13 protein-coding genes and 2 pseudogenes are annotated in these 11,535 nt (G+C 43.1%); 2 read left to right on the plus strand and 13 right to left on the minus strand.

Annotated elements, in window-relative coordinates; translation table 11 throughout:
• Positions 1-145 precede the first annotated feature (145 nt).
• A complete protein-coding gene (locus tag ABCW45_RS17210; protein ID WP_343221255.1) occupies positions 146-538 on the plus strand; it encodes a transposase family protein in 393 nt (130 codons plus the stop codon).
• 269 nt (positions 539-807) lie between these two features.
• Here ABCW45_RS17210 and ABCW45_RS17215 read toward each other — a convergent pair whose 3' ends face one another.
• The 5 genes from ABCW45_RS17215 to ABCW45_RS17235 form a co-directional block, all read right to left on the minus strand.
• Positions 808-1,515, minus strand: a complete 708-nt coding sequence (locus ABCW45_RS17215) for an ABC transporter permease (RefSeq protein WP_343221257.1) — start codon at positions 1,513-1,515, stop codon at positions 808-810.
• A complete protein-coding gene (locus ABCW45_RS17220) occupies positions 1,508-2,431 on the minus strand; it encodes an ABC transporter ATP-binding protein (RefSeq protein ID WP_117614004.1) in 924 nt (307 codons plus the stop codon). Before ABCW45_RS17220 ends, ABCW45_RS17215 begins: the two co-directional genes overlap by 8 nt.
• A gap of 98 nt (positions 2,432-2,529) precedes the next feature.
• Positions 2,530-3,471 carry a HAMP domain-containing histidine kinase gene (locus ABCW45_RS17225; protein ID WP_118643593.1) on the minus strand — a complete coding sequence of 314 codons (942 nt, stop codon included), beginning with the start codon at positions 3,469-3,471 and terminating at the stop codon, positions 2,530-2,532.
• On the minus strand, positions 3,468-4,157 hold the full coding sequence (locus ABCW45_RS17230; RefSeq protein ID WP_343221258.1) for a response regulator transcription factor: 690 nt from the start codon (positions 4,155-4,157) through the stop codon (positions 3,468-3,470). Before ABCW45_RS17230 ends, ABCW45_RS17225 begins: the two co-directional genes overlap by 4 nt.
• Positions 4,138-4,335 carry a helix-turn-helix domain-containing protein gene (locus ABCW45_RS17235; protein WP_015515114.1) on the minus strand — a complete coding sequence of 66 codons (198 nt, stop codon included), beginning with the start codon at positions 4,333-4,335 and terminating at the stop codon, positions 4,138-4,140. Before ABCW45_RS17235 ends, ABCW45_RS17230 begins: the two co-directional genes overlap by 20 nt.
• 147 nt (positions 4,336-4,482) lie before the next feature.
• Between ABCW45_RS17235 and ABCW45_RS17240 the strand changes: the two genes are divergently transcribed.
• A complete protein-coding gene (locus tag ABCW45_RS17240) occupies positions 4,483-4,848 on the plus strand; it encodes a helix-turn-helix transcriptional regulator (RefSeq protein ID WP_173828809.1) in 366 nt (121 codons plus the stop codon).
• A gap of 169 nt (positions 4,849-5,017) precedes the next feature.
• On the opposite strand, the gene ABCW45_RS17245 is transcribed toward ABCW45_RS17240, so the two are convergent.
• The 8 genes and pseudogenes from ABCW45_RS17245 to ABCW45_RS17280 form a co-directional block, all read right to left on the minus strand.
• Complete coding sequence (locus tag ABCW45_RS17245; RefSeq protein WP_343221259.1) at positions 5,018-6,322, minus strand: relaxase/mobilization nuclease domain-containing protein; 1,305 nt, start codon at positions 6,320-6,322, stop codon at positions 5,018-5,020.
• Positions 6,323-6,459: 137 nt separating this feature from the next.
• Positions 6,460-7,911, minus strand: coding sequence for a hypothetical protein (locus ABCW45_RS17250; protein WP_074441075.1), 1,452 nt, complete (start codon positions 7,909-7,911; stop codon positions 6,460-6,462).
• Positions 7,908-9,044 (minus strand): hypothetical protein, encoded by a 1,137-nt coding sequence (locus ABCW45_RS17255; RefSeq protein WP_117485867.1) that lies wholly within the window; start codon positions 9,042-9,044, stop codon positions 7,908-7,910. Before ABCW45_RS17255 ends, ABCW45_RS17250 begins: the two co-directional genes overlap by 4 nt.
• A gap of 129 nt (positions 9,045-9,173) precedes the next feature.
• The gene (locus ABCW45_RS17260) at positions 9,174-9,515 is read right to left on the minus strand and encodes a plasmid mobilization protein (RefSeq protein ID WP_012741672.1); all 342 of its coding nucleotides are present in this window, start codon (positions 9,513-9,515) and stop codon (positions 9,174-9,176) included.
• Complete coding sequence (locus ABCW45_RS17265; protein WP_117485865.1) at positions 9,515-9,697, minus strand: DUF4316 domain-containing protein; 183 nt, start codon at positions 9,695-9,697, stop codon at positions 9,515-9,517. Before ABCW45_RS17265 ends, ABCW45_RS17260 begins: the two co-directional genes overlap by 1 nt.
• Before the next feature lie 12 nt (positions 9,698-9,709).
• Positions 9,710-10,300 (minus strand): defense against restriction DarA-related protein, encoded by a 591-nt coding sequence (locus ABCW45_RS17270; protein ID WP_343221260.1) that lies wholly within the window; start codon positions 10,298-10,300, stop codon positions 9,710-9,712.
• 11 nt (positions 10,301-10,311) lie between these two features.
• Positions 10,312-11,244, minus strand: a pseudogene (gene mobQ / locus ABCW45_RS17275) (MobQ family relaxase); the annotation flags it as partial.
• 189 nt (positions 11,245-11,433) lie between these two features.
• Positions 11,434-11,535: pseudogene (locus ABCW45_RS17280) on the minus strand (Type 1 glutamine amidotransferase-like domain-containing protein); the annotation flags it as partial.

Consider the following 11,535-nt stretch of genomic DNA (forward strand, 5'->3'; position numbering starts at 1 on the left):
TGAAAAAGAGTTAGAGAGTCTTATGCCATGGTCAAAAGATCTTCCGGCTGAGTGTTATAGCAAGCGCCGCAAATGAGCGGCGCTGTATTTGGCGTGGGGCGAAGGATTTGACCTTTACGTAGCAAGGTATATAGGAGAAATTGAAATGCCTAACTCAAATAACATATTATGTTTAGATAAATTTTATCCGGAAAAAGATTTGAAAATAACAGATATTGTACAACAAAAAGATAAGATTTTAATACGAATGAAATCAATATCTAAGAGTTGCAAGTGTCCAAAGTGTAATTATTTCACAGATAAGTATCATGGAACTTATAATCGTAAAGTACAGGATTTGCCGATTTTGGGAAAAAGTGTCCAACTTGAAATATGTTCCCATGAGTATGAGTGTGTGAACGATGACTGTGCGGTCACTTCTATGGCTGAAACCTTTGATGGATTTCTTAATACTTATAGCCGCATGACAGAAAGATGTGCTGATTTTATACTGGACAAGCAACACTTCACTTTGAACCAAACTTGTCCAATGTCTTAACTCACTTGGATTAGAATGATTGTCGCATGAATTAGCTAGAATGGAAAGACGGTGGGTTATTCAGCGCTTACGGTGTTAGGTCGTCGTTGGTTTAGGATAGACGAAAAGAAACGGCGGCTCTGAAAATCAAAGCCGCCGCTTCATAGGCGCATGGAAATGTGTCTGCTGGACGACGGCTTTTTTCTTTTGCCGTCGCCCGGCAGTTTAATAACTATTTAATATCAATTTATAGTTGGCATCACTATAAGAACTTTCATTTCGTTGAGCATTTAGTTCAAATCCTTAGTTTCTACATTGTAAATCGAGAGAGATGCAAAAATTAAGGAAAGTACCATAAGTACAACAGGAAGAATGGCATTATCCGCCAAAGAAAAATCGCCCACATTAGCCTGTGTCAAAAAGATCAGCAGAAAAGATGATACGATGGTAGCTTTTGAGGACTTCATAGCTATACCAATAAACAAGGCGATAAAACTCATGGTTACAATGACAACGGACTTTAAGAGTAACTGAATATAGAACCCCATACTTGCCATGTTGTAGTCCAGTGGGAATGAGGAAACCATGAATTGTGAACCAAGTAAAATGCAGCTGTAAATGAATAGTTTTGTCAGCACCAGAGCCACGAAATTGAAAATCCATACAGCTAACATTTGAGAAATGAGAATTTTCTGTCGCTTAATTGGATACGAAAACATTAAGTTCATGGTTTTGTTTTTATAGGCGCTCACAATGTATGTGGACAACATGACACTGGTAAACACCAGAAAAGCCATGCTTGTAAACAGCTCGATAGAGGAAGAAATCGCACTGTTACCCGGCGCCGCATCAGGAACACCCATATCAGGATCATTGGCAATTCCCAAATAGCAAAGGGCAAATATGAACAGGCAGATCAGAGCCGACATGATAACTACATTGCGAATGTACTTGCCTACATTATTCTTTTTCCATTCCAGCCTAATGAGTTTAAGCATGATATTTCACCTCCCCGGTCAGCTTCAAGAAGTAGTCCTCCAGCGTTTCAGATTTCTTTCCAATGCTCACAACTTCAACATCATTCAGAGCCAGTATTTTCGTCAACTGCTGGGTAGACGCTGCATGGTCATATATGCGAATTTTACCGCTGTCAAGAATCTTAAAATTTTGCAGACCCAACTTTTCAGTCAAGACATAGGCAGCCCGCTTTTCATCCGTGACAGAAAGCTCCACATAATTGAGGTTCATTTCCTCAATATCTTGCATACGAATTTCTTTCATCATTTTTCCGTGATGGATAATAGCAACGGTATCCGCAATACTCTCCACTTCAGATAAAATGTGACTTGAAATCATAACGGTAATACCGTACTCCGAACAAAGTGTTTTTAATAAATCACGGATTTGTTTCATTCCTGCTGGATCAAGGCCGTTTGTGGGTTCGTCGAGAATAAGCAGTTCCGGCTTGCACATAATGGCTCTTGCAATTCCGAGGCGTTCTTTCATGCCGAGGGAATAGTTCTTGACCGGCTGATCGGCTGCTGATGTCAAGTCCAGCATTTGCAACGCACTTTCAACACTGTCAACATTGTAATAGCCCATATACTCACAATGAAGCTGTAAGTTCTCACGCCCGGTCATGTGGTCATAAAAGGTGGGAAACTCGATGATACTTCCCATTCTTTTTAAGACTTCATAGGATTTTGGAGTCAATACCTCTCCAAACACCTCAATAGTCCCACTGGTAGGTTTCCAAAGGTTAGTAATCATCTTCATCACTGTGGTTTTACCAGCTCCGTTAGGACCAAGAAAACCATAAATTTCCCCTTTGGGAATATGAATATTAACATCAGCGACAAGTGCCTTACTACCGATCTTTTTAGAAAGACCACTTGTTTGTAAAATAAATGGCATTGTCTTGCCCTCCTTTCTACTGACATTATAGAAAGTTCGATTTTCAAAACTCTTGAATAATTCTTACAAATTTCTTTCTTGAAAAAATGACCTATGGTTTAATAGGCCATTTTCTTGAGCGTAATAGTGAAAACTGTTTTCTGGTGCGGTTGACTTTCTAAAGTAATATCGCCACCGAGTTGCAAGGCAAGATTTTTCGCAATCGTCAGTCCAAGACCATTTCCCTGCATAGCACTATTTCTGGAATCTTCCATCATAAACAGCCGATCAAAAACCGAATCGGCAAATTCTTTTTCAATTCCACGGCCCCTGTCCACAATGTCTATATAGATATGTGCCTGATCTGCCCGCAAAAACATACCTAAATATTTTCCATCGCCGCCATAGCGAATTGCATTGGAAATCAAATTGAACATAATTCTTTGCAACGCATCTTTATTGGCATTTGCATACAATACATGATCGGGTATGTTAATTTCCACTTCAAAATTTTTTTGTGAAAGGAGTTCATAGAAATCCAAAATATTTTCCCGGCAGGCTTCGTTCACATTCAAACGCTCCAATGGCATATCTGTATCGCCAGCCTCTAATTTAGCAAGCGTAAAGAATTGTGTAATCAATCCCATTACCCGCTGGGCAGTGCTTTCTACCTTTTGCAACATTTCATTGCTTTGGGTTCCGTTTAAACGCATAATCTCCAAATAGCCAAGAATCACTGTCATGGGAGTTTTAATGTCGTGGGAAATGTTAGATAACATCTTTTTGGATGCCATTTCAGCCCGCCGATACTCAACTTTTACTTTTTGCCGATCTTCCAACATTCGATTGATTTGTGTTGCAAGCTCTATCAGTGCCTTATTATCGGTAAAGACTGTCACTTTTTCGTCGCTGTCGGTGTCAAGAAGTTCTTTCAATTTGCTGCTGATCTCATGTATTTTTGCTTTTGTTCCGTTATGGAATACAAACTGCTGGTACACAATGATACAGATTAAAATCATAATACAGAGGGTTAGTAAAAAGATAATTGTCGCATTGCTCATTTCTGTTCTCCCAGCTTATAGCCAATTCCCCATACAGTTATAACAACTTGTGGCTTTCGTGGATCATCCTCAATTTTCGTTCGTAAACGGCTGATGTGAACATTGACGGCATTTTCATCCCCCATATAGGCATCATTCCAAATTAAAGAATAGATTTGAGCCTTTGTGTAGACCCTTTGTGGGTTTTCCAGAAGCAGCCGTAAAATATCAAATTCTTTTGCGGTCAGTTCGATAATCTCGCCTGATTTTGTGACGGTGTGATTTTCCAAGTTCATAACCAATGGGCCCCACGCAAGTTTCGTTTGCTCTGGCTGTACGGCAGCATATTCGGTATTTCTCCGTATGTTTGCTTTAATACGCGCCATAACCTCTGTTATGGAAAACGGTTTTGTAATATAATCATCCGCACCGAGGCCCAAACCTAAAGTTTTGTCGGAATCCGAATCCTTTGCAGAAATGATGATAATTGGCACCGTACTTTTTTGACGAATATACTTCATCACATTCATACCTGTAATTTTGGGAATCATTAAATCCAACAAGACGATACTATAAGAACCAATGTCGAAAGCCTCACATGCCTTTTGACCATCGGTAGCGCAGACAACTTCAAAATTTTCTGCTATAAGATAGCTACATAACATTTCACTTATTTCTATATCATCTTCAATTAAGAGAATCTTCATTATTCTTTTTTCCTTCCTTTCTGCGCCTATCAGTCGGCTTCTCCGCAGTTTTAGGGAGCAGCCAAACACCGGCCATTTTCACAGCACCGGGGATACGCCCACCAGCACAATAATAATTTACCCTACGAGGTGTCACGCCCCACTTCTCGGCGGCCTCTTTCAATGTCATATAGTCCATTTCGCACCTCCACAGAGTACATTATAGTTCTTTATCTCGAACAGTACAAGTTGGAGGCTGCATATTGATGAAATGAAATACTACTTTGTGTAAAATCTCATTACATTCTCATAACCAGACCCGAAATGTACAATGATATAGGGTGATATGAGAATGGACCAAGAAGAAAGAAGGTTTGACTTTCACGGCCTCGGGGCGGCTCTCAAACGAGCCAGAGAAGAAAAGGGATGGACACAAGCCTATGTTGCGGAATTAGTAGACCGTGACTCCCGTACCATTATGAATATTGAGAACAAAGGTCAGTATCCCAGTTTCGACCTTTTTGTTAAACTCATTACCATGTTTGACGTTTCAGTTGACCAGTTTATTCATGCGGACGGAGGGGCAAGGTCAAGCTCTTGCAGAAAGCACATTGATGTGCTCCTAAATTCTATGAATGAAAAAGAGCTTGTTGTAATAGAAGCCACAGCCGAGGGCATTAAGAAAGCCAGAGAAACGGAGGTTCCAGAATAAGGGCCTCTGTTTTTTTGCGCCATTTTAGGGGCTGTCGCTAAGTGGCAAGCAATGCCTCTGTGGCCACAAGTGGCACAAAGGCGGCTTGTTGGGGCTCGCCCCAAACCCGTATCTTCGGGCCAACATGGCCCGAAGTGTCAGCGTCGCTTTGCTCCTTGTTTTCATAACCTTAACGCTCCTTTTCCTGCTTTCTTCCCGGTTCGGTGTAGCCCATCAGAGTGTCAATGTTCGCTTTGATCGTGACGATCTCCTGCATATCCCGTCGTGCCTTTTGATATTCTCCATAGAGCTGTTTTTTCTTTGCTGTGAGCTTACGGCCTTCTTCCTTCAGCACATCCATTTTGGGGAGCTTCGCCCCGCCCAGCAGAGAGCGCATTTCCGCTTGTGCAGCCCGGTACAGTTCAAGGTCGGCCTCATGCTCCGCAAGGAATTTCCGGCTGTACTTCGTCGCCTTATACTGCTCAAAGACTGGACGGGTTTTGGCATACTGAACCATTGCGGCCTTTAGCCCGGCATTGGTTTTCATGGCCTGTTCCGTCTGCTTGATCTGCTCGGAAATGGCATGAAAACGGTCTGCTGCCTCGGTGGCTTTCTGTGCCAACTGCTCATAATCGGTCAGGCCATTGTCCTGTATATAAGCAAGGGCAGCAGCCATCTGCTTAATGTTAAATACCTTCGCCCAGCGTTCATATCCCGGCCCCTTACCGGCAGCCAGCTTCGCTTGAATATCCACCGCCAGACTGATTTTCCGTTCCGAGTGCCCGGGGCGTTTTTCTTTGCCCTCAATGGCGGCCAGAACATCTTGCAAGTCGTAGCCGTCCCCCAGCGTGGAGGCACGCAGACGGGTGAAGCGTTCCTGCCCTTGCCCGGTCAACCGGAAACTGATACCGCCGCCCCGAACCTTCTTGACTTCATATCCGGCCCGTTTCATCAGAACAAGAAATTCATCCAGATCGGCGGGGCGTTCGGCCAGTGCGGTATCAATGGCAAGGCGCAGTCGGTCCTGATAGGAAAGCGGCCCTTTCCGGTCTTTCTGCCACTCCCCATAGTTCCGATACTTGCCCTTGCTCCGGGGCTTCGGTTTCTCCACGATGGACAGCCCGTTTTCAAGGCACAGCTTGTCAGAGAGCCGACGAAGGGCAAAGCTGGAGCCCCAAAAGTTTCGGAATTTCCGGGTGCAGTCAAGGGTGGTGGAGTTATAATAAATGTGACAATGGATGTGCTGGCGGTCTGTGTGCGTGGTAACGATAAAAGCGTGCCGCCCCTTTGTCCAGCGCATAGCCAGCTCATAGCCGATACGATTCGCCTCCTTCGGGGTGATCTCGCCCGGATAGAAGGATTGCCGTATCTGATAGCACAGCACATCATTTTCTTTTTTCTGTTCCCGGCCCGTCATAGCGGCATAGCTGGCTTTTGCCAAAAGGGACAGCGCCAACGCAAAGGGAGCAACCAATATTTTCAGCAGTATCTTCATCTTCAAAACCTCCTTTATCTATCCTTCCTACCTCTATTTTATCATGCCTGCCCGGGGACATAAATGTTGCGAAAGATTAGTGAATCCTGTCCTCAATTAACAAACAGGGAGAGTACAAATTGTACTCTCCCTGTTTGTTAGTTGTTTCGGCCTTCAATTGCACGATTCTTAATTTCTATCAGTTTTTCATGTTCAAGATCATAAATGCTTGCAAAAAAGATTTGATTGTCGCATAGTTCGGTGCTTACTAAGTTTTCAATTAGCTTCATATTGTCATCATCTAACTCTTTTCCCTTGGGAGAATCCAATACGATAAACAATTTTGTGTCCATGCTTTCTTCTATAACCTTTAAAAAAGCCACTTTGAAAGCAAATACCATTTTTTGCAGAACTGCACCCGAAAGCGATTTTAAGTCTGATGTAAAGATGAAATCCTCTTTGGCTACCATTTTATCATCAACATTAAGCTGGGTTGCATATTCTAAAACATATTTATAAATTTTCGATATGTAAGAATTTTGATTTTTAATCGTTCGTTTTATTTCGGCTTTAACATGCTTCAAATCGCTCTTTGTTTCATCTAAAAGCTGTTCAACTACGGTCTGATCAATATTAAAATTGGCAAGTTGCTTATTAACAAGGGTATCTTTTGATTCAGCAGAAAACATGCTTATTTGTGCATTTTTGGCATGATATTCACTTAGTTTTACGTCATAAGAGGAACGTTCACGTTTTAACTTTTCTATGTTGGTCACTATAATGCTTCTGTGCGCTCGTAAATATTCATAATTTGCTGTCGAATTCAGCAATGTAGTCCTGTTTACCGGAATTATAACATCATCCTGTTTCACGGATAAATTCATTGAATCAATATAGTCGAAGAATTGCTTTTCTTTAAGAAGAACAGAGTTAATTTCTTTTAAAGCATTTTTTTCATTTTCAAGTTTGATGTTACAATACGCTATTTTTTCGTTGAGTTCTTTTTCTATGTCTGAAATGAATATTTCTCCGTTTTGCTCATAAACTTGCTCACTCAATTCTTGTATATTCAGCATTGCCAAATATTTGTCTCTGTTTAGTTCGAGTGTGGTTTTCTTTTCGATCAAATCATCTATATCAATTCCATTTAAGCCTGCAAGTAATTCCTCAATGCTAAATTTTATCTTTCCAATGACGGTTCCACGATTTAGAAGTGTCCATCCTTTGTCTTGATCAACATACATAAACCCCAATAAATTTTTTAAAACTTTGATGTTTTCATATTTAAAAACAAACGACAAAAAACTCATATGCTGACTGGGAAGTGTGAACTCAATGCGACTGTTTTCGGAGAAAAGTGTAAGCAAATTATTTTCCCGAGTGGCAGTATATTTTTGCCCTTTTTCAGAAAATGTTATCTCCGTAATAATATCTTCATATTTAATTCCACGCATATTAGGAATTGGATACCCCAACGCATAAAATAGAAGTCTAACAAATGTAGATTTTCCTTTTGTGTTGGTCTTAGAATAAATCAGATTTCTCTTTTCTGAAAAAGTGTCTAAATTTTCTATCATACCTTCTCGTAATAGAAGTTTCTCTATAATCATGCTTTCACCCCGACTGCGCTACATACCTTTTGGACTACTCTGTTGCTTGTAAGTATTCTATATAAAAATACTTTTGTTAGATATTCTGTTAGTTCATTATCGCCATTACTCAACATTACAAATTCGTCTCTAAATTCATCGCCGTGTTCTTTAATAAATTCAAGTTCTGGTTTTTTAATTGCTTTCCCTATTGATTGATTTTTAAATTGCGCATAGCGTTGCAAGACTTTGTTGGTAAATTCGTAACGTGCATGATAGAAACTTTTCGGGTCATTCATGATGCGTTCAACCTCTTTTTTTATAGACTGGTCCGGCAAAAACGATAAACAATCATCAATATCAGGAAAATTCCCATCAACCAGAAAAGCTACAATTGGCCAAGTAAAATCTTCTTTCAAAATCTTCTTGTTTTTATTCTCATCTTTTATGGTAGAGTTGTGTTCAAAATTCAGTTGCCAGTGCTCCAATAACTTTTGTTTTATGGAAATGGCATCATCTCTTGTTAATCCGATGGTATCTGTCAAAAAACTTATAACGGAATCGCCAATAATGGTATATCTGTTTTTCTCGTTACCGTAATACGGATATATTGTTGATATATATAAATTCTCTTTGTGGAAATTTTCAACTTTTACTTTTATTTGTTCCAATTTTCTGATTTTCAGAGGATCTTTTTCTTTTTTTATTTTTTTTGCAATGTTTTTTGAGATTGAAAGGATGGTATCGTCAATCTCTTTCTGTATTCCCGCTAAGCAATCATTGTACGGGATAATACTATTGTTAAAAAAATTTGGAGCCGACTTAAATGTATCAGGTATATTAGAAATGTACACCAATTGGTTGTCTTTATACGGATTACGTGCTAACGATATTATGGCATCTTTAAATTTTTCCTTTTGGTCTTTGATGGTTGTGCTATCTTGTGCAGATTTCGCCTGTGCAAAAACCTTTCGTTCATCAATCAAAGTAATTTCAATATCTTGAGATATGGATTCAATTTTAATATCTGCTGCATCTGGCATATACTTTAAAAAAAGAAAAATGCCTGCATTTGCTTGAAAATTCCAACCAAAAGAAGATGCAGAAGCATCATTACTAAACTGGCATATATCCTCATTTAAATATTCACTCATCAAATCTCACCAACTTTCGATAGATATTTTCATTTTACCATATTGCGGTAAATTTTTCTATCATACAATACAGTGAGAATAAAAAGACGAGGGCGGCAAGCCCCACAACGGAAGCCTGCCGCCCTCGTCTCACTTTGCCACCAGCTCGGAAAGCTCCCGCAGCACCTTTGACACCTCGCCCCATAACTTTTCATAGTCCCGCTTCAATCCGTCGATTTCCTCCGGGTACACACCATAGGTATGTGCATGTATGGCAACCTGATTGAGATTGTTGGAACAGCGCCGTTGCAGAGAGATCAGTTCTTTTACGGGCGCAAGGTCGATGTGCAGGATATACCCGTTCAGAGCCATTTTTCGCACATAGGCCCCGGCGTTGGAAATGCCCGCCTCGGCCATCCGTTCATGGATGGCTGCCAGCTCGTCCGGCGTTACCATAACGTGCAGATGGACATTCCGCTTGCGGTTCTCCATCAGCGTTCCAGCTCCCGGCCTTTCCGGTGCTCTTTGGGCTCCTTTACCTTGTCCAGCGGTTTTGCGTCCAGCTCCGGGGGCGTGGGCGGGGTGGGCGTGTTGTTGGGTACGCCGTCGATCATGTTGCAGTTCTGCTCTGTGGAGAGCTCGGCGGTTTTCAGATAGTTGTCTTTTTCGTGCATGGCGATCCTCCTTTATCGTTCCTCATGGTTTTTATGGCTCCGCTTCTGGCCGGGCTCCTTCGGGGGTTTCTGCCCTCTGGTTCCTTCTTTGAGCTGGGCGGTAATGGATGGGCGCACCCGGTCAGGATTGCCCGGTGCTGGTTTCAGCTCGTAGTCCTCCATCTGCTTTTCGGTCAGCGGCTTTGCATAGGTCAGTTCGCCCCATGCCATCAGCCTGCCGTCCGCCACAGGACGCCGCCTGTCGTCATCGTAGTTGACGATGGAAAGAGGCTGGTTATCCGGCGGCTTCGGATAGGTGCCTATGTCTACGGGGCGCTGGGTGGAATAATAGCGGTAAACGCCCTCCAATCCCGGCTCGGTATGTCTGACCGCCGCATGGTAAAGCTGCTGATAGTCGTCCACCCGGCGGTCAAAGTCCCGCTGCGCCCATGCCTGGCTGTTTCCATAGCGGCCCCAGTAGTAATCCCGATGGGCGTTTTCCCCCTCGGTAAACTGCCAGGTCACAAAGGGGCTCGGCGCTCCCGGATTATGCCCCAGCGCAAAGCCGTGTCCGGTTTCAAAGGTGGCAGCTTTCAAAATCACATATCCTTGTACTGTCTCCAAGAGATCCCTCCTCGTATCTCCATATACTTCATCAGCAGATTGGGAAGAAGTGTTGCTTCCTCCTCCGCCTTTTGTGCAAGCAGTTCTTTCCGTTTTTCCCCCAGCTCGGTAATCCAGCCTTTGAGGTTTTGGATAAGCTGCCGGATGGACTTCATCAGGCGGTTGGCGGCTCTGATTTCCCGGTTCAGGTTGCCGATATTCGTCTGGATACCACGCTTTTCCATCTGCCGGACAGCAGCCCCCTCATGGACAGTGGGGACTATATCAAGCCCCTGTCTGGCATAGGAACGCAAGTCCACACGCTCCGGACGGTCATTGGCTTCCAGATAGCGGTTCTGGATGACCTCCCATTCATGCCGCCAGATTTCACAATACTTCTGGTCGTTCCAGTCCACCGTATCTTCCTTGTGGCTTTTCCACCTGCCGGATGGCAGTTTTATCAGTTCCCCGTTCGCATCAAGGTCATATACCTTGCGGCTTTTGGGAAGCCATTTCCCATGTTCGTCCATTGCCCGCATGGTCAGCAGGACATGGGCGTGGGGATTGTGTCCCGGCGGATGGGGGTCATGGATGGCAAAGTCAGCAATCATGCCTTTGGTGGAAACAAATTGCTGTTCACAAAACTCCCGGACAAGGACAGCATATTGGTCGGGCGGTATCTCTCTGGGGATGGTAAGCACCCACCTCCTTGCAAGCTGGGAATTCCATTGTTTTTCCACCGCTTCGGCGGCGTTCCATAGGGTATTGCGGTCTGCATACGACCGTGGGGCATTTGCCGGGAGCAGGATTTCATTGTGGACGATACCACGCTTTTCCGGGTAGTGCTTCACTTCCTGGTCATATTCACAGAACAGCTTTTCGCCGCTCTGGTGGGCAGCGGCGGCAACCGCAGACTGCTGTTGGCTTCGCTGCACAATAGATATTTCATTGTGCGGACAGGGCATTTCGTATCACTCCTTTCGGTAATCGGTGGATGGGGTGGCGTTTTGCCACCTCATTTTGGGCAGAAAAAAAGCAGGCAACCTTTTTCAGATTTCCTGCTTGGTGTGCCGCTGTGTGGGCGGCGGGTATTTAGTTGTAAAAGTTCGGGACAAGTTGACCCGATGTGAAGCTGATAAACTGGAATTTTCAAATTAGTCTTTGCAAATAACCTTTGAATCTTCACCATCAATTACAATTCCCTGACGGTTGTTAATTGGGCATAGATTCAAATCCGAAAACTCAGTCATTATTTT

The organism is Pilosibacter fragilis, from assembly GCF_032490495.1.
Lineage (GTDB): Bacteria > Bacillota > Clostridia > Lachnospirales > Lachnospiraceae > Pilosibacter > Pilosibacter fragilis.